This window comes from Methanolobus zinderi (genome assembly GCF_013388255.1).
GTDB classification, from domain to species: Archaea; Halobacteriota; Methanosarcinia; order Methanosarcinales; family Methanosarcinaceae; genus Methanolobus; species Methanolobus zinderi.
The window spans coordinates 2,013,905-2,037,799 of sequence record NZ_CP058215.1; the positions used below are offsets into that span (position 1 = coordinate 2,013,905).

The 23,895-nt window shown below is 44.8% G+C and carries 24 protein-coding genes; 18 read left to right on the top strand and 6 right to left on the bottom strand.

Annotation, left to right across the window (positions count from 1 at the left end; translation table 11 throughout):
• Positions 1-43: 43 nt before the first annotated feature.
• The 16 genes from HWN40_RS09890 (at position 44) to HWN40_RS09965 (ending at position 15,539) form a co-directional block, all read left to right on the top strand.
• Positions 44-979, top strand: a complete 936-nt coding sequence (locus HWN40_RS09890) for a nucleoside recognition domain-containing protein (protein WP_176965576.1) — start codon at positions 44-46, stop codon at positions 977-979.
• Between the two features lie 337 nt (positions 980-1,316).
• Positions 1,317-1,673 (top strand): response regulator, encoded by a 357-nt coding sequence (locus tag HWN40_RS09895; protein ID WP_176965577.1) that lies wholly within the window; start codon positions 1,317-1,319, stop codon positions 1,671-1,673.
• Positions 1,674-2,771 (top strand): protein-glutamate methylesterase/protein-glutamine glutaminase, encoded by a 1,098-nt coding sequence (locus tag HWN40_RS09900; RefSeq protein ID WP_176965578.1) that lies wholly within the window; start codon positions 1,674-1,676, stop codon positions 2,769-2,771.
• 62 nt (positions 2,772-2,833) lie between these two features.
• Positions 2,834-4,864, top strand: coding sequence for a chemotaxis protein CheA (locus HWN40_RS09905; RefSeq protein ID WP_176965579.1), 2,031 nt, complete (start codon positions 2,834-2,836; stop codon positions 4,862-4,864).
• Positions 4,865-4,882: 18 nt separating this feature from the next.
• The gene (locus HWN40_RS09910) at positions 4,883-5,497 is read left to right on the top strand and encodes a chemotaxis protein CheC (RefSeq protein ID WP_176965580.1); all 615 of its coding nucleotides are present in this window, start codon (positions 4,883-4,885) and stop codon (positions 5,495-5,497) included.
• A 5-nt stretch (positions 5,498-5,502) separates the two neighbouring features.
• On the top strand, positions 5,503-7,626 hold the full coding sequence (pilM, locus tag HWN40_RS09915) for a pilus assembly protein PilM (RefSeq protein WP_176965581.1): 2,124 nt from the start codon (positions 5,503-5,505) through the stop codon (positions 7,624-7,626).
• Positions 7,627-8,466: a CheR family methyltransferase gene (locus HWN40_RS09920; protein ID WP_246275895.1), complete on the top strand. Its 840-nt coding sequence runs from the start codon at positions 7,627-7,629 to the stop codon at positions 8,464-8,466.
• A gap of 54 nt (positions 8,467-8,520) precedes the next feature.
• Complete coding sequence (locus HWN40_RS09925; RefSeq protein ID WP_176965582.1) at positions 8,521-9,129, top strand: chemotaxis protein CheC; 609 nt, start codon at positions 8,521-8,523, stop codon at positions 9,127-9,129.
• A 13-nt stretch (positions 9,130-9,142) separates the two neighbouring features.
• Complete coding sequence (locus HWN40_RS09930) at positions 9,143-9,754, top strand: chemotaxis protein CheC (protein WP_176965583.1); 612 nt, start codon at positions 9,143-9,145, stop codon at positions 9,752-9,754.
• 20 nt (positions 9,755-9,774) lie between these two features.
• Positions 9,775-10,233, top strand: a complete 459-nt coding sequence (locus tag HWN40_RS09935; protein WP_246275896.1) for a chemotaxis protein CheD — start codon at positions 9,775-9,777, stop codon at positions 10,231-10,233.
• A 55-nt stretch (positions 10,234-10,288) separates the two neighbouring features.
• The gene (locus HWN40_RS09940; protein WP_176965585.1) at positions 10,289-11,503 is read left to right on the top strand and encodes a DUF3795 domain-containing protein; all 1,215 of its coding nucleotides are present in this window, start codon (positions 10,289-10,291) and stop codon (positions 11,501-11,503) included.
• 34 nt (positions 11,504-11,537) lie between these two features.
• Positions 11,538-12,161 carry a chemotaxis protein CheC gene (locus HWN40_RS09945; protein ID WP_176965586.1) on the top strand — a complete coding sequence of 208 codons (624 nt, stop codon included), beginning with the start codon at positions 11,538-11,540 and terminating at the stop codon, positions 12,159-12,161.
• A gap of 35 nt (positions 12,162-12,196) precedes the next feature.
• Positions 12,197-12,715: a hypothetical protein gene (locus tag HWN40_RS09950; protein WP_176965587.1), complete on the top strand. Its 519-nt coding sequence runs from the start codon at positions 12,197-12,199 to the stop codon at positions 12,713-12,715.
• A 121-nt stretch (positions 12,716-12,836) separates the two neighbouring features.
• Entirely contained in the window at positions 12,837-13,463 is a 627-nt protein-coding gene (locus HWN40_RS09955) for a hypothetical protein (RefSeq protein ID WP_176965588.1), read from the top strand.
• A 10-nt stretch (positions 13,464-13,473) separates the two neighbouring features.
• The gene (locus tag HWN40_RS09960) at positions 13,474-14,079 is read left to right on the top strand and encodes a hypothetical protein (RefSeq protein ID WP_176965589.1); all 606 of its coding nucleotides are present in this window, start codon (positions 13,474-13,476) and stop codon (positions 14,077-14,079) included.
• A 176-nt stretch (positions 14,080-14,255) separates the two neighbouring features.
• Positions 14,256-15,539, top strand: a complete 1,284-nt coding sequence (locus tag HWN40_RS09965) for a GntP family permease (RefSeq protein WP_176965590.1) — start codon at positions 14,256-14,258, stop codon at positions 15,537-15,539.
• Positions 15,540-15,636: 97 nt separating this feature from the next.
• Here the strand turns inward: HWN40_RS09965 and HWN40_RS09970 are convergent, their stop codons facing one another.
• Complete coding sequence (locus HWN40_RS09970; RefSeq protein WP_176965591.1) at positions 15,637-16,593, bottom strand: hemerythrin domain-containing protein; 957 nt, start codon at positions 16,591-16,593, stop codon at positions 15,637-15,639.
• Between the two features lie 385 nt (positions 16,594-16,978).
• Between HWN40_RS09970 and HWN40_RS09975 the strand changes: the two genes are divergently transcribed.
• Positions 16,979-17,167 (top strand): DUF2795 domain-containing protein, encoded by a 189-nt coding sequence (locus HWN40_RS09975; RefSeq protein WP_176965592.1) that lies wholly within the window; start codon positions 16,979-16,981, stop codon positions 17,165-17,167.
• Between the two features lie 246 nt (positions 17,168-17,413).
• Here the strand turns inward: HWN40_RS09975 and HWN40_RS09980 are convergent, their stop codons facing one another.
• Entirely contained in the window at positions 17,414-17,950 is a 537-nt protein-coding gene (locus HWN40_RS09980) for a PRC-barrel domain-containing protein (RefSeq protein WP_176965593.1), read from the bottom strand.
• Positions 17,951-18,222: 272 nt separating this feature from the next.
• On the opposite strand from HWN40_RS09980, the gene HWN40_RS09985 reads away from it, so the two are divergent.
• Positions 18,223-18,492, top strand: coding sequence for a DUF2795 domain-containing protein (locus tag HWN40_RS09985; RefSeq protein ID WP_176965594.1), 270 nt, complete (start codon positions 18,223-18,225; stop codon positions 18,490-18,492).
• 89 nt (positions 18,493-18,581) lie between these two features.
• Here HWN40_RS09985 and fpoO read toward each other — a convergent pair whose 3' ends face one another.
• From fpoO to fpoL, 4 genes are read right to left on the bottom strand one after another with little or no spacing between them, the layout of a single operon-like run.
• On the bottom strand, positions 18,582-18,944 hold the full coding sequence (gene fpoO, locus HWN40_RS09990; protein ID WP_176965595.1) for a F420H2 dehydrogenase subunit FpoO: 363 nt from the start codon (positions 18,942-18,944) through the stop codon (positions 18,582-18,584).
• Between the two features lies 1 nt (position 18,945).
• Positions 18,946-20,400, bottom strand: coding sequence for a F(420)H(2) dehydrogenase subunit N (gene fpoN / locus HWN40_RS09995; RefSeq protein WP_176966377.1), 1,455 nt, complete (start codon positions 20,398-20,400; stop codon positions 18,946-18,948).
• Positions 20,401-21,882 carry a F(420)H(2) dehydrogenase subunit M gene (fpoM, locus tag HWN40_RS10000; protein ID WP_176965596.1) on the bottom strand — a complete coding sequence of 494 codons (1,482 nt, stop codon included), beginning with the start codon at positions 21,880-21,882 and terminating at the stop codon, positions 20,401-20,403.
• A complete protein-coding gene (fpoL, locus tag HWN40_RS10005) occupies positions 21,882-23,894 on the bottom strand; it encodes a F420H2 dehydrogenase subunit FpoL (RefSeq protein WP_176965597.1) in 2,013 nt (670 codons plus the stop codon). The genes fpoM and fpoL overlap by 1 nt, the downstream gene beginning before the upstream one ends.
• Between the last annotated feature and the right edge of the window lies 1 nt (position 23,895).

A 23,895-nucleotide genomic window follows, 5' to 3' on the forward strand; every position in this document is an offset into this window, starting at 1 on the left:
TGAAGATAAGCTTAATTTAGGTGCTGACCTGTAAAGATAAGCTATGTTCTCGATCCTGATCGATGTACTTGACTTTGCAATTCCCGTACTCATAATGATATTTGTCGGGTTATTCGGTACCGGGATCCTGATCGAGCTGGGGCTTATGCAGAAACTTTCCCGCTTTGCAAGTCCACTCTTCAAATATACGAACCTGCCGGATACATGTGCATCCGCATTCATCGTGGCCATGGGATCCACTGTCGCAGCTAATAGCATGGTGGTAAATTTCAGGGACGGGAAATGTATCAATGAGAGGGAGACCATGATCTGTGCACTGCTCAACAGCACACCTGCATACATCAGGGGGATAATCACCTACCAGATACCCATTGTACTCCCGGCACTGGGTGCAGTCGTGGGCGGATTCTATGTAATGGTCTTTATCATCACCGCCATCGTAAAGATAAGTACCGTTGTAATTCTCAGTAGACTCTTCCTGACAAAGAATCACTGCATCTTCGAGGAAGAGATAACCGAGAAAAAAATAACTTTAAAAGAAGCGGTAAAGGGATCCCTGGAGCGTAACCGGAAACTCTTCATCAAGATCGTGGTGATATATCTTGGAATGACAACACTTGTATTCTACCTGAGGGATATTGGTGCATTTGAAGCTTTCAGTGTACTACCTGTCGCCGAGGTTTTCGGAGTTCCCGCAGAAAGCATAGTTCCCCTCACAAGCTATGTGGCAAGCCCTATACTGGGAATCTCTTTGCTTGGACCCATGATCAGTAGCAACAGCATTTCCTACCATCAGGCAATGATAGTTCTCATGCTCGGGAGTATGTTCATGCTACCCCTGTTCAGTTTCAGAAGCCTGCTACCACGTTATATCTCAATTTTCGGGCCACGTATAGGGCTGCGCATAGTTGCATTCTCCACAAGTCTTAGCATTCTTGTCAGATTCTGTGTGCTGTTAATCCTTCTCTTTGTCATATAAAAGAGACAGGAGACATGAGAATAAGTTATCCAGATATATTGAATGAGAAACTTTTTATTTTTATAAATATTAATTAATTATTAATATAACAGATTCAATAATCCATACTGTGTAGATTAGCATAAACATTGCTTGCACAGACAAAAGAGATTCACTTGAATATTTTATCCATTGGTTTTCAGACATTCCAGGAGTATGTTATATCAGATTACTGTAAACAATAAATTAATATATTATATTATCATCTATATAATTACGTGGGAATAGAAAACCACATGACAATCACTTATTGTGCATTTGTTACGAACACAAATAGATCAAGGGAGATACAAGTAAAATGTCAAAAGTAATGATCGTGGACGATGCCGCTTTTATGCGTATGGTCATCAAGGACATCCTGAAAAAAAACGGCCATGAAGTCGTAGCAGAATGTGTTGATGGATTAGATGCTGTTCAGAAATATCCGGAAGCAAAACCCGAACTCGTTTTCATGGACATAGTCATGCCAAATATGGAAGGCATAGATGCACTCAAGAAGATAATGGAGATGGATCCTGATGCAAAGGTAGTTATGTGCTCATCCATAGGGCAGCAGTCTGTAGTAACAGACGCCCTCAAATGCGGAGCTCAGGATTTCATAGTTAAACCGTTTGATGCTGCCAAGGTGCTTGAAGTAATCGGGAAAGTAATGTAAATGACTATCAATGTTCTTGTAGTCGATGACTCGGCACTGATGCGCAAGGTTATCTCGGATATCCTCTCAGAAGACGAGGAATTAAAAGTAATAGCAACAGCCAGGAACGGACTTGATGCTGTGCAAAAAGTCGAAAGATTCAGACCTGATGTTGTTACCCTTGACGTCGAAATGCCGGAACTTGACGGTTTGCATGCACTCGGATATATTATGAGTGAATGCCCCACACCTGTGGTGATGCTCACAGCCGTCGATGAAAAGTCTGCAGAAAGAACATTGAGTGCTTTTGAATACGGAGCAGTTGACTTTATCCAGAAACCTTCCGGGAATATCAGCCTGAACATCTCAGACATAGCCAAAAATATCCGCCAGAAAGTGAAGATGGCAGCAAAGGTGGATCTTAAAAAACTTGAGTTCATGGAAGAGCAGGTTACCAAGTCCAGGGAGGACATTGGCAAAAAAAGGGAGAAAAAGCCTTTGACCAACCTGGGAAGCGTTAAAAGAAAACCTTTATCCAGGCAGAAGATACTCGCCATAGCCTCTTCTACCGGAGGACCCCGTGCACTCGAGCAGGTCATACCAAAGCTGCCCGGCAATCTAAACATACCTGTTGTTATAGTTCAGCATATGCCAGCCGGATTTACGGCTTCACTGGCACAGAGGCTTGATACGCAATCAAAACTCAAGGTATGTGAAGCAAAGGACGGAGAAACAGTCAGGAACGGGGTTGTTTACCTGGCACCCGGCAATTTCCATATGGAGATAGTCCGGAAAAATATCAATGGAAGGGACAGGGAAGTAATCTCCCTGAATCAAAAACCCCGTGAGCAAGGGGTCAGACCCTGTGCGAATATTCTTTTCAAATCACTGGTGCCGATATACGGACAGAACATACTGTCTGTCATACTTACAGGAATGGGAGCCGACGGAGCAGATGGTGCGGAAGAGATAAAGAAGACCGGAGGAAAAGTGATCACTGAGGATGAAAAATCCTGCGTGGTTTACGGAATGCCAAAAGTTGCTGTTCAGCGTGGTCTCTCGGATAGTGTTGTGGCTCTTGAGAAAATATCGGATGAGATCGTAATGATGCTTAAATAATCGGGTGATTGGAAATGTTAGATTTTGAAACAGTGATCGAATTGATAAGGGCGTGATTTGACATGGACATGTCAGAATACAAAGATATCTTTAAAGCTGAGTCCGAAGAACATCTGCAGCAGTTAAATGAATCTCTTCTGGGGCTTGAACAAAACCCAAAGGAGATGGAATTCATCAATACAATGTTCCGTTCGGCACATACTCTCAAGGGTATGTCGGCTACCATGGGCTTTGGAACAATTGCCGAGCTGACCCATGAGATGGAGAACCTCATGGACATGATCCGTAAATGCCAGGTCGCTGTCAACGATTCACTCATCGATATCCTGTTTGAATGTCTCGACACCCTTGAAGCCCTTGTAGATAATGTGGACAGCGATGAAGAGGTAAACATATCCCACCTTCAGGCCACACTTGCGCAGGCCATGGACGGTACGATCTGCGCTGCAGAGAGCATAACAGATGCTGCAGAAGACCTTGCAGCCAGCCAGATAGAACCTGATTCATCAGATGAGGAAATGGTTCTGCCTGAGATCGATCTTTCGAATGAGGAAAAGGAATCTATTGAAAGTGCAAAGGAGGATGGTTACAATATATCTTCGCTGAAGGTAGTCCTCGACGAGTCCTGTGTATTGAAATCCGCAAGATCAACACTGGTCCTCATAAATATCTCAAAGCTGGGACAGATCATCAAATGCATTCCCTCTGAAACAGACCTGGAAGATGAAAAGTTTGACAGGGATTTCACAATCATCTATTCAACAAAAGAAAGCGATGAGACCATTGAAGAAGCCATCGGAAAAATCTCTGAAGTAAAGGATATTGAGATCACACCCCTGTATATCTGTGACAGCGGAGAAAAAGAGGAAAGTTCCGAAGAGAAAAAGGCAAGCAGTTCAGCCGGAGAGAGTACTTCTGCTGTCAAGAGGCCGGATACTGTAAAGAGCATACAGAGTGTCAGGGTGAACATCGAACGCCTGGACAACCTGATGAACTTGGTGGGTGAGCTTATCATAAACAAGATCAGGCTCAACCAGCTTGCATCCGACCTTAATGCAAAACACCTGGATGAATCGCTGGCCAATCTTGACCGGCTTACAAACGAGATCCAGACAGAGGTCATGGAATCCAGGATGGTACCCATCGACCAGATATTCAGCAGGTTCCCGAGGATGGTCAGGGACCTTGCAAAATCAGAAGGTAAACAGATCAACCTTGTTATCGAAGGTAAAGAAATCGAACTTGACAGAACGGTACTCGATGAGATTGGCGATCCGCTGGTCCACCTTCTTAGAAATGCAGTGGACCATGGCATAGAACCTGCAGAAGAACGTACAAAAGCAGGGAAACCCGAAGCAGGATTTGTCGGTCTTTCCGCATCAAGGCAGCGTAACAGCGTCCTCATTGAAGTCGAGGATGACGGCAAGGGTATGGACCCGGAACACCTCAGGGACGTCGCTGTTAAGAAAGGCATACTGAGCCGCGAGGAGGTTGACAAGCTCTCGGACACAGAGGCACTTAACCTGATATTCTATCCCGGATTCAGCGGTGCAAAGGTGATCACTGATGTCTCTGGAAGAGGAGTCGGGATGGATGCTGTCAAGACCAAGATAGAAGCACTTGGAGGAAGTGTGAAGGTCAGCTCCGTACAGGGGCAGGGAAGTTCCATAAAACTGCAGCTTCCGCTCACCGTGGCTATTATCCAGTCCCTCATGGTCAAGGTTGCAAAAGAGACCTATGCAATCCCGCTGGCCAATGTGGTCAGGGATGTGGGTATCAAAGCAAGTGAAATCAAAACCATAGAAGGAAAAGAGGTTATTATGCTGCGCGGGGAAGTTCTTCCCCTTTTAAGACTCCATGATGTTCTTGATTCCCCTTATGAGACAGAAGAGAAGGAGAATCTTATTGTTGTTGTCGTTGAGAGAATGGGTCAAAACATCGGATTTGTAGTTGACCAGCTTCTCGGACAGCAGGAAGTAATTATCAAAACACTTGACAACAAGCTTTTGAAAAACACAAAAGGATTTGCAGGGGCAACCATCCTGGGAGATGGAAGTGTTGCACTGATCCTTGATATTGCAACTTTGATATAACTATAATGAGGGTAAAAAATGGCTGAAATGGACGAAATGGCAAAAGGAGCATTCCAGGAAGCAGGAAATATCGGGATGGGGCATCTGGCAACTTCTCTTTCCAAGATGGTGAACAGAGAGGTTAAGATCGATATACCCAGCGTGGAAATGCTCTCACTGGAAGATATTATTTCCAAGGCATCCGAAGGAAAACAAAAAACAGTAGTAGGAATTCACCTCCAGCTATCCGGTGATGTGACCGGAGGTACACTTATATTGCTCCCTAAATTCTCCGCGCTTTCATTTTCCGACCTGTTAATGAAAAAACCGATCGGCACTACCAACAAAATAGAAGAGATGCAGATGCGCAAGCTGAGAGAAATGGGAGTGCGCCTCTGTAGTTCCTATATGCGTGTGGTCAACGAATTCCTCGGACTCAACCTGAAAGTGGGTGATCCGACCATGGAAGTGAACATGGAAGGAGTTTCAGAGTTCATACAAAAAGAAATAGGAGAACTTGCTGACGATTTCATAGTTGTCAAAGGAGAATGCTTCATTCCCTCTACCAATTCCAGAAACGAATTCAATATGCTTTTCGAACCTGAGGCCAGTGATGTGATCATGGCAGCAGTGATGAAGAAGATGATGGGATGATATGAGTGAGTACCACCCACTTTGCCCTGGATATCGGAACCAGGACCGTTGTGGGGCTCATTGTAGAAGGAGAAGAGCCTCTGGAAATAAAAGCCGCATGCATACTCGAGCATAATCAGCGCAGTATGCATGACGGACAGATCCATGATGTTGACAGGGTCGCAGAGGTTGTACAGAAGGTAAAGAAAGAACTTGAAGAGACCATCGGTCATGAACTTACCAGAGCCTCTGTGGCAGTTGCAGGAAGAGCTCTGAAAACGTCCAAGGTGAAACTGTCCATTGACCTGCCCTATGGAGAGATCAGCAAAAAGGAGATCTCCGAGCTTGAATTTGAAGCGGTTGCAAGGGCAGGCAGTGAGATCGATTGTGATGAAAGGTTCAACTGTGTGGGCTATTCTGTTGTGGGTTATGAACTTGAGGGACAGAAGATATCAAGCCTTGAAGGACATACCGGGAGTTCCATATCGGTTGAGCTGCTTGCAACATTCCTGCCTGAAACCGTTGTGAACAGTATGTTCGCAGTGCTTGACAGATGCGGCCTTGAAGCGGAGAGTGTCACACTGGAACCCATAGCCGCACTGAATATCGCAATCCCCAGGGACACACGCAAACTCAATCTTGCGCTGGTGGATATCGGTGCGGGTACATCGGATATTGCAGTCACCAGTGAAGGAACTGTCGTGGGCTATGGCATGGTCCCTGAAGCCGGGGACGAGATCACTGATTTTATTTGTGAGCATTATCTGCTTGATTTTAAGAAGGGTGAGGAGATCAAGCAACAACTGGTAGATGAAGATAAGGTGGAAATAAAGGACATTTTCGGTGTGGGAACCGAAATACAGACCTCTGAGATCATTTCTGTTATTGAAGATGAGGTTGACAGGCTTGCCGGCCATATCGCCGAAGAGATAATTTCCATCAATGGAAACCCCCCAAGGGCGGTTGTACTTGTTGGCGGAGGGTCACAGACAGCTACGCTCAAAGAAAAACTCGCTGAACATCTGGGCATACCTGTGCAGCGAATTGGTTCAAGACTTCCGGAAATGATAGAAGATCTGGAAGACAGGACAGGCAAAGTAACTGGTGCTGATATGATCACTCCTCTGGGAATAGCCCTTACATCCATACACAACGACGGAATTGATTTTATCGAAGCTTCAGTGAACGGTACGAATGTCCACCTGATGGACCTCAATGGTCTTACGGTTATGGATGCACTCGTTGCCACCCGTATCAAAAGAATGTATCCACGTCCCGGCATGGCTCTTACATTGAAGGTCAATTCAGAATTCGTGACCATAGAAGGAGAGACAGGACAGCATGCAAGTATCAGGCTTGATGGTAATAAAGCAAGTCTCGGAGATCCTATCAGCAGTGGTTCGCGTATTGAATTCAATCCTCCTGTTGACGGGAAGGATGCCAGCATAACAGTACGTGATCTGGCAGCCAGACAGGGAATAACAATGAAAGTTGATGTCACGATCAATGGCAGGAAGGAAAAGCAAACGCCTCTTCTTCGTGTAAATGGTGAGCGAGTAGAACCCGATACAGAGATACCTGACAGGGCCGAGCTTATCATCGCACCTGCAACTGTAAAAGAAGTACTGCACACCATGGCTGACAGTGATCCGGAAGAGAAGCTTCAGATCACACTTAACAGGAGAAGTAAAGTCCTTGACAGGGCGGAATATACCGTGGAACTTAACGGGGAAGCTGTTGTCCCGAAGTATTTCGATGATACTGTCATCAAAGACGGAGATGTTCTGCATGTCAGCAAAAAGGACATACACTGGACATATGCTGACCTCATTGACATTCCAAAGGCAGGAAAGAATATCAGTGTCATACTGAACAGTGAGAAAGTTACCTTCGAAGGGACTGAAGGAGCCATTAAAGCCAATGGAAAGAGGGTACTTCCCTCGTACAGGGTCAACGATAGGGATAACATCGTCCTGGAAGACGGATCCGAGAAGGAACCCATACTTTCTGATCTTTTCGAATTTATAGATATCAGACGTGAAGAGCTTGTCGGAAAGAGCATACGTCTGTTTGTTAACAATCATCAGGCACGCTTTACCACACCTCTCAAAGACGGTGACAGGGTGAATATAGAATTCCCGGAGGTTTGAATGATGCTAAAAGCTGCAGCAAACAAAAAATCTAAAGAGGATGCAGATTTTGCATCACTCAAGAATATAATAAAGACCAGACTTGGATTCAACTGTGAATACTACAAGGACTCCCATTTCAGGAGAAGGATCGATGTCAGACTAAGAGCCACCGGCTCTGAAAATTTCGGAGAGTATATCCAGGTCCTCAAGCAGGACCAGAACGAGCAGGATATTCTTCTGGAAACCCTCACGGTCAATGTCACGAATTTCTTCAGGAATTCCGAGGTTTATGATATTATAGAAAAAGAGGTACTTCCTGCCGTGATCAAGTCGAAGGGTATCGGTATGAACAAGTCCATAAAAATATGGAGTGCCGGCTGTTCCATAGGTGTGGAGGCATATTCCATTGCAATGCTGTTCCACCACATCCTTGGAAACAGGATAGGCAGATATAATATCAGCATAACCGGAACCGATATTGACAAGGCAAGTCTACAGCATGCACGAAACGGCATATACAGCGAAGTAGAGATGAAGGACGTCAGACCTGATTTTATGCAGAGATACTTCGTAAAAGAAGGAAATCAGTACCATATCAAGGACGAGCTCAAAAAGATGACCCGCTTCAAACCACATGATATGATATCGGGTCCCAAGATGGGTGGTTTTGATATCATTTTCTGCAGAAATGTCACGATATATTTTGAAAAAGAACTACAGGAAAAGCTCTATATGAAATTCTATGAAGGCCTCAATAAGGATGGGTTCTTTGTAATGGGAAAAACGGAAACACTCCTGGGACCATCTAAAGACCTTTTCAGGTCCTATAATGCAAAGGAGAGAATATACGCCAAATAAGCTTCAATAAGAGCTCCTGTAGCTGAAAAACAATCAATATAATAGAGGGATTAAATGAGGATAGAAGAGCTGAATGAACTGGAAGCCAGTGCATTAAGGGAAATCGTCAATATTGGCGTTGGAAATGCAGTAACCTCACTTTCTAAAATGATCGGTAAGCAGATCAAGATCGAGGTCCCTGAACTTAAGATCGAGCGCATAGAGAAGGTACCTGAGATCGCAGGAGGTGCCGATACTGTTGTCTCAGGAGTGATAATGCATGTTGACGGGGACATTAACGGCTACATCATGATGTTGCTGTCAAAGGAAACCGCAGAAGCAATTTGTGCCACTATCAGCGGAGAAGAAGAGGTAGACATCTTCAATGAACTGAATCAGTCAATGATCGAAGAAGTGGGACATATACTTGCAGGATCTTATGTCAGTTCCCTTTCCGAATTCCTGGGACTTGAACTTAGGATTTCACCACCCATGCAGACCTTTGATATGCTCGGAGCCATCATGGACCACATACTTATCGAGATGAGCAGGAATGTGGAAAGCACTCTTCTTTTTGATACTTTCTTCACACTGGAAGGTCACAGGATGGAAGGCATACTGCTCACATTGTTCGATCCCGAATCAATGGACAAAATACTGAACAGGATTTCCGAGATGGTTTGAGAGGAGATAAAAAATGAACATTGTACTTGACAAATTCTATTATGATGCACTGAACGAAGTAGGCAATATAGGAATGGGAAATGCTACCACAGCCCTTTCCCAGCTTGTAGGAAAATCAGTCAGTGTCAGTGGATCGGCGTTTACCTTACTCGGCCTGAACGATATCTCCACAGAACACGAATACAACCGGATCGGAGCTATAGTTAAGGTGGTGGGAGACCTGAACGGTGGTTTCCTTCTCATGCTTAACCAGAAACATTCCGATTCACTGTCAGAGATGTTGCTTGAGCAAAACGAACACGAGGACGATGGTTATATGCGAAGGTCAGTGGTGGTGGAAGTGGCAAATATCCTTGCAGGTTCATATTATAATGCATTATCCAAGTTCCTTGATCTTTCGGTAATACCTTCGATCCCGATAATATCTGAGGGAAGCCCGGATGATCTGCTGAAAAAATGCAGTCAGCACTTCAACGGGAAAATCGAGCATGTCATGGGGCTTACTACACTTTTCGAAATCCAGTCAGAGGACCAGTACCAGAGTCTGAGCGGTGACATGTACATGCTGATGGACTCCGGCTCCATGAAGACGATCCTTAACAGAATAGACACAATGCGTACCTGAATAATATGATAATAGTTGGGATGGCAGACAGCGCAGTAGCAAAAAAACCCGCAAAGATCACAACCCTTGGATTGGGTTCGTGTGTAGGCATAGCCTTGTATGACAAGAGAAGCTGTGTCGGCGGAATGGTGCACATAATGCTTCCCAGCGTAGAGAATGCAAGGTCAAAGGACAATGCAGCCAAGTTTGCAGACACGGGAATACCCCATCTGCTTGATTGCATGCTGGCAGAAGGTGCCAGCAAGAGTGCGATCAAAGCCAAGATCGCAGGCGGTGCAAGGATGTTTTCCTTTAATTCGAACGCACAGCTGAATATAGGAGAGCGCAACGTGGTCGCGACAAAGGAAGTCCTGAGAAAACTGAGGATACCTATTATCGCCGAGGATACCGGTGCAAACTATGGTCGTACGATCGTACTCGACACTGAAAACGGTAAACTTACGGTGAAAAGTGCACTGAAAGGTGAAAAAATATATTAACATAGATATATATTACTTAATAAGAGAAGAATATAAAAACTAAGGTGGCAGCAAGATGTTAACTTCGGACACTACACTGATCTACATATACATACTCTTCATTTCGGTTTCACTGGCAACCGGAATGGCAGCCATATATTTCTGGGTGAGGGTGCATCTCGAGACCCAGAAGGGATCTATAGCCTGGCTGCTCCTGGCACTTACTGCCGTATTCCTTATCACCACATCAATCTTCTCATCGGTCGCTGTAAGCAACTCCGACCCTCTGGTCACAGAAACGATACTGATATTCCTTGGATTCTGGGGTGCTGTCTATACAAGTATCTTTGCTGCCGCCGGTTTTATGATGTTCAATGCATTCAGGACGATTCCCCGTGAAAAACTTGGAGATTTCCTGCTAGAAGGCATGGTCTTCCAGAAAGGTCAGATATTAAAATCCGCATGCGGAAAGAACTGTTCGATATGTGAAGAATATACAGGGGAAAGATGTCATGGATGTATCCCGAAAAACAAGGAGGGAGAGGAGAGCTGTTCCATTTACGATTGTGTTGTTGAAAAAGGAATGACATCCTGTATGGACTGTGACAGCAACACCAACTGTGATACCTATAATTACGAGATAGTCCAGTGTCCACTGAACAATGATATCGGAACTCTTCCTGAACTTGAACATACAGCCAGTATATTCAAGCGCTCAACACTTCTGGAATACACACCCCAGGCAAGATATGAGGATGCGGTTATTGAAATTTGCCTCAGGTTCTATGGAGAGATGGTGAACACGGTTCTTGTATCCACCCAGCCACGCACCGCGCTCTACAAGGAGAAGCTTGGCGATCTCATCGATATCGGTGCCATGAAGTTTATCGAGATATCTACCACTGCAACGACTGTCAGTGAAGAGAACGGCATAATTAAGCTGCCTGTTAAGGAGCTTGACAAGTTCTTCGACCTGACCGCCAGACTACCAAAGGACTGTGCTGTTGTTTTTGAACCTGTTACCCAGCTTATTCTAAGCGAAGGTGAGACAAAAACCTATGATTTCATGTCCGGTATGGTTGAAAAATTCAATTCCAGTGAACTGATACTTATCGGGCTGATCAATAAAACAGCCCATGAAGAAAAAACGGTCTCGAGGTTTGAAGGACTCTTCCTCAATCTTGCCGAGCTGGTAAAGAACCGGATACGCATTGTAAAGGGAGGGAAAGAAGAATACATCCGCTTCTTTGTAGGAGAGAAATTCTACATGGAAGAAACAGAGGATACTTAAAAAACGTTATCCAATGAAAGAAAAAGGTCAGAAAATGCAAGAACTTGATAGCCTGGAGATAGATGCCCTGAAGGAGATCGGAAGCACCGGTATGGGAAATGCTACCACAGCACTCTCTAAACTGGTTGGAAGACCTGTCAGGCTGAATCTATCGGATGCCAGAATGTTCAGTCTGCAGAGTATTGCAGCCTCGATCCCCGATACAATTACAATGACAGGGGTGATGGTTAATACGGGAGGCAAGCTCAAAGGTGCGGCTGTGCTCTTATTTGAATTCGCTAACTCGGTCCTCCTGAGCGATCTGATGCTTGACAGTAATGAGATTACAGGTGACCCTTCAATGAACGAATCCGCACTTTGCGAACTCGGCAATGTTTTCACCGGCTCTTACTTTAGTGCTCTTTCTTCTTTCCTTGACCTTGGAATATATCAGGACCCGCCGGTAATTACTATCGGACCGGCACAGGAGATATTTGAAAACGCATTCTCACGTATGGGAGTGAAACCGACTGGAATACTGACCATCGAAACAATGTTCATGGTACACAATGCAGGAGACGGAACAGGACTCAACACAATATACGGGGACATGTTCCTGCTTCTGGAACCTTCATCCACCCAAGGGCTGCGTGCTTCAATACAAAAGCTCCTGGCCTGAATAAGTGAGTAAATATAATCAGCAGTTGATGCGATATGAAGAATAAATGGATACAACATCTGGAGAAGAAAAAATCCCGTAACAATACGGAAGGATCCTCATTTGTGGAGATGTTGCATTCCCTGGCAAAGCTTGACGACGGATCCGAATCTGAATCAGGTGCTTCAGGATATTCTGGTGCAAAGACCCGGAAATATAGTCTTGAAGATATACAGCAAGAGCTTGCATACGATATCCGTACCGAAAAGGACCCTGCGATCGAAGATGAAGTTATTCCTGACAATAATCAAAGTCAGCTCACTGAGATATGCAGATGGACCGCAAGGAGCCAGCGCGCTTATGAAACCGGGATCGATACATATGAAGATGATTATGTGCGCTTGTTGCAACTGCATAACGGCCAGCTTGTTCTGAGATACAATGTTGCAGGGGAGGACACTTTTGAGATGGATGTAGGATCCATCGAGGAAGCTGACAGCCTTATAATGGAAGATAATATGACCACATCAGAGCTCTATCCCGGGAATCCGGAATTGCAGTGGTCTAAAAAATAATCTTATTTTAATATTAACAGTTAAATTCAATGGTAAAGAATAAAAACTATCAGTACAATTAATATATAAATAAAGTATTTAAGGCGCTAAGGTGCGAGATGAATAAAGGAGACCCATAACAATGATGGACATCGCGATATATTCACTTGTTGACGATATGGTCAGCAAAGCAGGAACGGAGGGTGTTGTAGAATACTGGCTCCGTGTGGGTGAAAGCTATGCGGAAAGGATGGGAAAGGAAGCTTATGTCGGCTGGCCCGCCTTTAACGTGGCAATGAAAGAGGGCAGGACCTCTCTGACAGTGGAAGGCGAGGTAAACGTACTGACCGACCTTGCGATCATAGACAAGGACGGGGATGTGATCGGATATGTCTATGCTCTCAAGACATGTCCCATGGCACCGACCATGAGAAGATACATATCCAGAATCGGCCCGATCCCGGATTCTGATACTGACGTTGCTGACAGTTACAATAACCGCATCAGGGATTCTGCTGTTTCAAACTATTGCATTACACACCAGAAGTTCAGGGAAGTTGCAGCTAACAATATCACCGTTGCAAAACAGGCTCTTGAATGTCTCCAGCTTGCAAACAAGGGAATGACAGGAGACGTAAAGATGGTGCCTGAGAACCTGGCAAGGATAAACGTGGACGAGCGCCACATCAAAAGTATACTCCGCAGTGCATCATGTGTCTTTGCTCTGATAGTCAAAGGTAAAAGTGCAGGCGAAGAAATAATCGAGTGATTGTGATAATATGGCCGAGAATATTGAATCAAATCCTTTTGTTGATGTTTCTGTATATCTCTTCTTTGAGGATATTTCAGATAAACAGGGAGTAGAAAGTTTCACCAATTACATGGTAGGACAGGCACAGTCCCTTGCAAAATCAGTCCCCGAGGAGGAATATGAGACATGGGATGACTTCGCAAGTGCTGTCGTTAGCGGTGAATCCGTATTCTCATCCTTTGAGAGTATAGAGCAGATCAGCAAATGCGGCTTCGTTACCAATATATGCCCCTTTTCCAAGGCTATCAGGGAATACATAAAGAGAATAGGCAATTTCAATCCTGTACACATCGAAGCCACTGACCATTACAACCACACGATCCAGCCATCCGCCGCCCACAGTGCATGTATGATGCATCAGACCTACAGAAGAGAGGTCGCAAAAAGAATAACTGTCGGAGGAAAACCACTCCAGTATGCACAGATAGGTGCAAAGGCATACACCGGAGAGATAGCACTTCCACCTGAATCATGGAAGAAGGTACTTCTGGAGAAAGCAGGCATTTCAGAGACACAGGGATTCATGGAAATGCGAGAGAACAGCTGCCTTTACCTGCTATATGTTGAAGGCTGAGCATTAAATCCCGAATTAAGGGTCTTCTTCATCTTTGAAGGACCCTGACCTTACTTTTTTTTTAAATCCACAACAGATCATACCGCCTTTTGATTGGTAAAAAGTGATAGTATACAAGCCTTTCTATTTGAATGAGGTCAGTTAGCTTTATAAGAGCAAAAGCCAATTAATTCTTAATGAGTCCTCTACTCATTTTCCTTATAGCACTGGCCTTCGTGCTGGTGCTAACGGCACGGCTGAGGGTTCATCCATTCATTAGCTTGATAGCAGGGTCAGTATTGGTGGGGTTCCTTGCGGGTGAAATCGAAGCCACTCTTGATACGATAACCGCAGGTATGAGCAGTATATTTGCACAGTATGCGATAATAGTCACCTCAGGTAGCATTATCGGTGTAATACTGCACAAGACCGGTGCCACCGCACTCATAGCTGAGGATATAACAAAGATATTCAAAAAACCAATTTTCGCAATCGCATTACTCGGATTTGTGTTTGCGGTGCCCATGATGTGCCTGATACTGGCTTTCATAATTTTTCTGCCGGTAGCCAAGGACCTGAGCGACAAACACGGATTCCCGAAGGGCCTTACAGAAGTAGCCCTGGCCCTGGCAACAATGGCATCCTTTGGTCTATTGTACCCTTCACCCGGAATCTATGCATTCACCAATGAAATGCAGCTAAGCGCATCACGGGTTCTGATCATTGGTATGTCCATTGCCATAGTGGTTTTCCTGATGGGATATCTTTATGCCAGCAAATATTACAGTTTCAGCATCAAAGAGGATTGCTGCGACAATATGGTCAGGGAGGAAAAAAGACCGGAGATACTTACATACAGGACTGCAAGCTATATTCCGATACTTGTTCCGATTGTACTTATTATGATACGTCTGCTCACCAACATACCCCTGATAGAGCTTATCGGACATGAAAGTATAGCTCTTTTTGCGGGGGCTATCCTCGCAATGACACTTCCCGCACGTAACTTTGAGTCATCCGATATCAGAGCATGGGTTGAAAAGGGAATACGAAGGAGCGGACTTGTATTGCTTGATATTTGTGGCGGAGGGGCACTGGGAGCCACCCTTGCAATGGCCGGTGTTGGTGAAGCTCTTGGAGGTATGCTGCTTGATTCGAACATTCCTGTCCTGTTGATTCCGTTCCTTGTTGCGGCGGCAGTTCAGACCGTGCAGGGTTCCAGGATGGTCACATTGTTCATCGCATCCGCACTGGTCATACCGATCATGCCGGAACTGGGATTACCTGCAGAAATAGTACTCTTCTCCATGGCCTCGGGAACCTTCCTGATATCTCACTTCAACGACCCATACTTCTGGATACTGGCCGACTTTGCGGAGATGGATACTCCTGAAGTATTGAAAACATACACTGTTGGAGGAGCGGTCATGGGAATAAGCAGTTTCCTGATCACCGCTGTAATCTATACGCTTTTTTATTGATCAGGCAAAAACAATTTTTTTCTGGGGAATCAGTATAAATTTTTTAGTAGAAAAATATCAGGGCAGGACCCTGACATATTAAGAACACATATCTGAATCAGATATTTTTACCATGAGTAGAATTATATCTGTCCTTAAAGTCCAGATATTTCTGGCCGATCTCTTCAGCCCTCTGTTCACTCAGAATATTCTTTGAAGCCGGAAACATCTCCTTTTCTTCCTCTTCAACATGATGCTTTACATTTTCCTTCAGTACCTTGAGTTTGGGTATCCACATCTCATCCTTTTCATTCATATTATCCAGTTCTGATAGAAGCATCTTTGCAACATGATGTTCCTCATAACCTTCCATGGAGATGTCATGAGTGCGTCCTTGCTTCTTCAATACAGGATAGAGTACTTCCTCCTCACCGTTCATATGTGGGTCCAATTCTGCTTTTATCTGCATGAACGTGTCCCTTGAACCAGTGTTTATCGCTTCATCAAAGAGACCCAGTACTTTGTCGTGTTCGTTCTTAAGAATCTGGTAGATTTCCCGACTCTGTATATCTCCTGTCCTGATCTCTTCACCCGCAACTGCAGCTTTGGCACCTACCGGGGCGGCTGCCACAGCTTCAGGAGCTTGTTCTCTTGTTTGCTTTGCCTCTTCTCTGGGTCTCACTTCTTCTCTTTCCTCTCCAATGATTTGTGTTCCCCTGGCAGTACGCTGTTCGTAGCCATAGTGACTATAGATGGTTCTCATGTATTCCTGATGGTCACCATGGGTACCAGGCCAGTTATCTTTATCAAATCCCGGAGCATTTTCCAGCTTCTGTTTGTCCACATCCAGAACGAATTCATGTTCGTCGGGCTTTTTCCTTAAGGCTTCCACCGGAACTCCGAACAATTTGTCCCCTAAGCCAAGAAAACCTCCGAAGGATAATACTACATAGGAAATTGACCCGCTTTCAAGATCTATCATTACATCTTTTACGTCTCCAAGGTCTTCACCCTGGTCGTTTACTATTTTATCTCCGTCCATACTGCCAGCTGACAAAATGTTTGGTACAGCCATATAACCACTCCCTTTTGATTTTCGATATGAGGCGCTTTGCCTCCATCGGCAAATATCTATTTCGAGCTTATTTAAGTATTACGAAACTCAGGTGGTGTATAGCGTTTTTTAAAATTCAATTAAATAATACAACTAAAGTAGGATCTGAGAAATATTGTCGGGAAAAAGTCATGTTTAAGGCAGATTTTATACCTGAAATTTCATTCAAAGCAAAAGTTTCCAGAAACATAGAACTTAAAAAGCATATAAATGCTTTATTTTAGAAATTGATTTTCAATGGCAAGAGAAGTATTTTTTGTACAAATTATTATAAGAGTATTTATTTATATCAGAGAATATAACAGTGAACCGGGTTTAATCCAATTAGTGAGTGGGAGGTGACATATTGAAATCCAATGCTGCTGAAGTACAGAAAGCACTTTCAGGTATAAACTACCCTAAACAAAAGAAGGAAGTTCTGGATTATGCCAAAGACCACGGTGCTTCGCAGGACGTAATGGACGACCTGGGAAAAATACCGGATAAGAGGTATGAGACTGCTTCAGATTTAAGCAGTGAGTTCTCAGGCAGATGAGAATTACAGACCATAGCCAGTGAACAATCAGAACAAGTTCAATGGACACCTTAGATAGAAGCCGATCGGGCCATACGGAACTACCTGATCGGCTTTATAAAATATTCTAAACCTAATAGAACAGCATCTATATCCAGACAAAGCTAAAATCGAATATTAATGAAAATATTAAAAGATAAAAAAGAACATAGCAGGAGTTACTAACTCCCTATACATCTCCAGTTGACCTTTCTACATATTCGGCCATTATTCAGATTTTCTTTTGGATCCTTTTAATGTTCTTCCTTCTTCCTTTATGCCACCAAGACCTTCGAGGGTCTTTCCTTCTTCCTTTATGCCACCCATCTCCTCGATCGTACGGCCACTTGGCTGTTCAAGTGAGCGGTCCCATGTCCTTTCGCTCTCACCTAGTATCTCAGTTGACTGATACGGACATTCATATCCATAGTAACCATAGATACACGCTGCGTAGTCCATTTGTGCCTCACCGGAAATACCGGGCCATTTATCCTTGTCAAAACCCGGAGCATCCTTTAGTCTTTCCTTTTCGACATTCAGGACGAAAACGTCCTCACCGGGTTTCTTCTTTAAAGCTTCGATGGGTACACCGAAAAGCTTGTTTGCAACGCCCATAAAACCACCGAAGGATATCACGACATAAGCGATTGAATCGTTAGTCACATCAAGTACGACATCCTTTATCTTACCAAGTTCTTCACCTTTTGAATTTATGACTTTGTCTCCTTCTAAGTTACTGGCTGAAAATATTTCTGGCATAGCCATAGTTATCACTCCCTTTTAGTTACAAATAAGGCAATCTGTTTGCCTTCCCCTAATTTATATGAGGTGTCAGCTTATTTAAGTATTACGGATGTTAAATAAATTATAATGTGAAGGTACAAATTTAACTAACAGTATCACTTACACGTATAAATGCTATCAAGCGGGTTTATAGGTACATAAATTCCAGATGTAGATGTTTTTCTAGTATTTATATATACTATCGGTCGAATATTACTCATGAGTAGTTACTAAACCTTATGGGGAGTGAAAATATGAGAAGCAATGCAGCCGCCGTACAGGAAGCACTGGAAGGAATGGAATATCCGAAGAATAAAAGAGATATTCTTGACTTTGCCAGAAAACATCATGCTTCCGAGAACATAATCTCTGATCTGCAGGATATTCCTGATAAAAAGTATGACAGTACATCAGACATCAGGAGAGCCCTTGGTGAAAAAGGAATGACTGAGGACATGCAGAAGAGAATCGATGAAGATGTCGAAAAGATTGACAGAGATATTAACAGATGGAAAGAACAGTAATCTGAAACAATAATTTAAGACCGGAAGGCGTGCGGTAGCACTTAAGATTTCAAAAAAGAATAAAGAAAGAATCGGTAAGACCGATTCATTCAATGGTGCTCGTGCTCGCTTTCGGATTTCTCCTTTTCCCATTCATCAGATGCCTTGTCTACTGAGTCAAGACACCTTTTGCAGAGCCTGACAGTATCCTCATCCGCACCTTTGGAGAAGGATGGCCTGCTGATAAGTACAGGATGGAGACGTTCTATTCCACCACAAAGATCACATTTTCCTGCAATTCCACAGGAAGGAGATTCTTCCTGCTTATCGTGTGATTCCTTTGCAGCATTCAGGCAGTCCTCGCAAAGTCCCTGCCACATTCCATGTGGATAGGAGTGGGCGAACCTTGGCTTGAATACCTGAACCGGTACGACTGTGGGAATAGCAACTCCGCATAGATCACAATCTGCCATCTTAGATACCTCCCGGGATCAATACCTTTGCTGCTTCCATTGCCCAGTAGCTGAAAGGCTCGGGCCAGAAACCAATCGCAAGGACACCGATCACAGCTATGACAAGAGCGATGGTGTATGGAAGTGGTTCTGATACCTTATCTGCATCTGTTGGCAGGAAGTACATGTATTTCACGATCTTGGCGTAGTAGTACAGTGACAGTGCACTGTTAAGTATGGCAATCACAGCAAGCCAGACAAATCCTGCCTGGATTGTGGATGAGAACAGTACGAACTTACTCGTGAAACCTGCTGTAAGAGGTATACCGGCCAGAGCGAATACGAAGATCGTCATTGAGAGTGCTGTTATCGGCATCCTCCTTCCAAGACCCCTGAAGTTATCAAGATGGTCAGGATCCTCTGTATCCTTGTTCTCTGAGAGTACCATGTATACCACTGCTGCGGTTGCAATGAAAGCTCCTGCCTTCATGAAGCCATGTGACAGTGCGTAGAGTATACCACCGCTAAGTGCCAATGGTGTAAGTACTACAAATGCCATTGAGATGTAACCTGCCTGTGCAAGGGATGAATATGCTAGCATCCTCTTGACACTGGTCTGGGTTACTGCAACCACGTTACCATAGGTCATTGTGACGACCGCCAGTATAGCGAACACTGTCTGCCATTCGACCTGCAGTGCGATCAGGGCTACGATAAATACCTTGAAAGCTGCCACAATTCCCATCTTCTTGGAACCTGCCGCAAGCAGGGATGAGACCACTGATGGTGAACCCTGGTATGTGTCAGGAGCCCACATGTGGAATGGTACAAGAGCGATCTTGAAACCGAATCCTGCTATCAGAAGGATCACAGCAACGATTCCTATAGGATTTGTTACAAGACCTGCGGCATTTTCTGCAATGGCAGGAATGTTAGTGGTACCTGTCATTCCGTAAATGAAACTGATACCAAAGAGCAACAGGGCCGCTGAAAGGGAACCTATCATGAAGTACTTCATGGAGGCTTCCAGTGACTTCTGGTTCGTCTTCTCAAATCCGGCAAGGGCATAGGTTGCCAGACTTGCAAGCTCGAAAGCCACAAAGAGTACCATAAGGTCGTTTGCAGATGCTACGAACATCATACCGATGGTCGCGAATAGTCCGAGGGAGAAGAACTCCTCGGCATTCTTGTTGCCTTCCATGTATTTGATGGATGCGATCGTAAACAACAATGCAACCACGAGGAAGACTATCTTGAAGAACTGGGACAGCGCATCGATCGACAATGTATCATTGAACATCATCGCCTCGGTTCCAAGGCTTGTGACCGTCAGGGCCAATGCAGCAAGGACACCGATACTTGCGATGAATCCCAATATCTTTTTTGAGCCAACTGGTAGGAAAAGGCCTATGAGCAATACAGCAAGGCCTGTTACTGCGAGAGTGAGCTCAGGAGCTAATAACATCAGATCCATGATTCACACCCCCATTGCAGCCATAAGGCTGATTATGTTTTCTGAATTTGTCAACATCATATCAAGCACCGGGCTTGGATTAAGTCCGAAGTACAGTATGAGCATTGCAATGAGTCCCATGGACAATGTCTGATAACTGTTTATGTCGACGATTGTGCCGAGTTTTTCATTGAATACACCGAACATTGCTCTCTGAAGAGCCCACAGGTGGTATGCTGCTGTTATAACGATTGCAAGCAGTGCGATCATCACATATACCGGCAGGTTCACGAATGTTCCTGAAAGGACGGACACCTCGGCAACAAAACCGGTAAGTCCCGGAAGTCCGAGGGAAGCCATGAAGGTCAGCACCATTATCACTGCCAGCTTTGGCATCTTCTGTGCAAGTCCTCCAAGGTCATTGATAATCCTGGTTCCTGTGGCAGCGTTGATCACGCCACTGGCCATGAACATAACACTCATGATAAGTCCGTGTGAGAACTGCTGGAACATTGCACCGGATACTGAAAGAGATACCAGACCGGCTGCACCCAGGGTTACGTATCCCATGTGACTTACACTGGAGTATACTATCATTCTCTTAAGGTCCCTCTGTGAGAGAGCGACGAATGCACCGTAGATTATGCTTACCGCACCAAGGGCCGCAAGTATTGTGATCATCAGATCAGGTGATGCTGTGAACGGAAGCAGTGGAAGCATTATCTTGAAGATACCGTATCCACCGATCTTGAGCATCACAAAAAGCACACTACCGGCAGTAGGTGCCTCGGTATATGCATCAGGCTGCCATGAATGGAACGGAACCACAGGCAGCTTCACGATGAAACCGAACAGCAGTGCAAGGAATATCAAATCCTTCATCAGACCGGATTCGATGAACTGGAACTGGGAAAGCAGATACGGGATGTCCAGGTTTGGTACACCTGTGGCGTCCCAGGCTGCGAAATACAGTCCGAATATACCCAGCAGCATCACAAGAGATGCAACATGGGTGTAGATGAAGAACTTGATTGATGCGTGGTGTTTGTTGGGACCTCCCCATATGCTCACCATGAAGAAGAGCGGTATGAGAGTAAGTTCCCAGAATATGTAGAACAGGAAGAAGTCCAGTGCTGCAAATACACCGATAGCTGCACCCTCTGTTGCCAGAATGAGTGCATAGAACTTATTTGGAGCCTTCCTGTCGTCATTCCATGTGTAGAGGATAAGGAACGGTAGCACGATAGCATTGAGAAGTATCAATGGCATTGCAATTCCGTCCACACCAAGATGATAGGTTATTCCCAGGGATGGAACCCACTGGTACATTTCCTCAAATTGGTTAGTCGCTATTGTACTGTCAAAGTTGAAGTACATATACAATGTGAGTATCAGTACTGCAACTGTTGCTACAAGGGCCATTCCCCTTGCCTGTTCTTTTGTTTTTGTAAGTAGTGTAAGTGCTGCAAATATCAGAGGTATCAGCACGATTAAAGATAATATCATCAGATTACCTCCATGATCACTCTGATAAGTATGATCAGAAGACCGACTCCCGCAACAACGGTGGTTGCATAGGTCTGTATCACTCCGGTCTGGAACTGACGTACAGATTCTCCGGTCTCGATCGTAATATCGCTTATCCAGTTGACGAGCCAGTCAAATCCACGTTCGACGGAACGGGATGCAAACGCAAATCCTTCATAGATCACTTTTACAGAGAAGAAGTCTGTGAAGATCTCGTTCTGATAGTACCTGTTGTAAAGAAGCTTGTAAACAGGATTGTTCCTTGAAACAAGGTTATCCATGTTGACTATCTTCAGTCCGTATACCAGATATGCGATCAGAAGACCTGCAACTGCAACTATCAATGGCATCCATAATATGAGCAGAGGCTCGTGTCCTGCATGGGATGCAAGGTGGTAGCCTCCCATTTCCGCAAGTGCAGGGATATCCATGTTCACGAAGTTGTTCGTAAAGGTCTCTTCAAGGAAATGATAGAACGATGTTCTTGTAAGAGCACCGAAGACCAGTGCGAACAATGCGAGTATGGAGAGTGGGATTGTCATTGAAGCAGGTGACTCGTGTCCTCCGTAATCCGTACGTGGTTTACCGAAGAACGTCATGAAGATCAGCCTGAATATATACAGGGATGTCAGCAGTGCTGCAACGATCGAGAACAGGTATGGCAACCACATTCCGCTGCTCTCAGCGAAGAGGTATGCACTCTCGATTATTGGATCCTTACTCATGAAACCGCTGAAACCAATGGATGTACCGGGTATACCGAATCCTGCAAGTGAAAATGCTGCAATGATCATTGTCAGCGCAGTTATCGGCATGACCTTGGCCACTCCTCCGAGCTGTCTCATATCATGTGTGCCCACTGCGTGGATCACGCTGCCTGCACACAGGAAGAGAAGAGCCTTGAAGAATGCGTGGTTGATCAGGTGGAAGAGTGAAACACCCACTGCTTCTGCACCGATTGCAGCTCCGACACCAAGACCCAGCATCATGTAACCGAGCTGGCTGATGGTGGAGTATGCAAGCACACGCTTGAGATCGTTCATCACAATACCCATAGTTGCTGCGAATATCGCTGTGAATGCACCAAGGTATGCGACCACAAGCAGTGAATCAGGTGCTGCTATGAACATCGGGAATGTCCTTGCAACCAGATAGACACCGGCTGTAACCATTGTTGCTGCGTGTATGAGAGCTGAAACGGTTGTAGGACCTTCCATTGCATCAGGAAGCCACACATGAAGCGGGAACTGACCTGATTTACCTACCGCACCTCCGAAGAAGAGCAGTGTTATAATAGTAATATGGCTCACTTCCATTCCAAGTATGTTAGCGTTGATCGCTGCTATTTCCGGAATGTGAGCAAATATCTCGTCGAACCTGAGTATGTAGGTACCTGCGGGGATCGTGCCGTTGAAGATCGTAAACAGATCTGCGAACAACAGGACAATACCTGCAAGAAACATAACGTCACCAATCCTGGTTGTCAGGAAAGCTTTCTTTGCAGCTGTTGCCGCGGAAGGCTTCTGGTACCAGAATCCGATGAGCAGGTAAGAACACAGACCAACAAGTTCCCAGCTGACAAAGAGCTGAAGGATGTTGTCTGAAAGTATAAGACTCAGCATTGAAGCTGTGAAAAGCGCAGTCTCTGCAAAGTATCTGGAAGGTGCTGCGTCATGGGACATGTAGCCTACTGAATAGATGTGTATGAGCAGACTGACAAATGTCACCATTGTGAGCATTACTGCTGCCAGCGGGTCCACAAGGACACCCACATTGAACAGAGCAAACCAGCTGTAAGACTGAGTAATAACCTCTTCAGGGTTCTGAAGCAGGTTCAATGTAATAAGTAGAGAGATCACAAAAGACGTTGCGATCGCCGCTATTGGTATTATTGCACCGCCATTTGGAAGCTTCTTCCCTAGGAAGAAAGTCAGTACAAATGCAAGTGCGGGTAGTAGTGGTATTAAGAATGCGAAATCTCCAATTGCCATT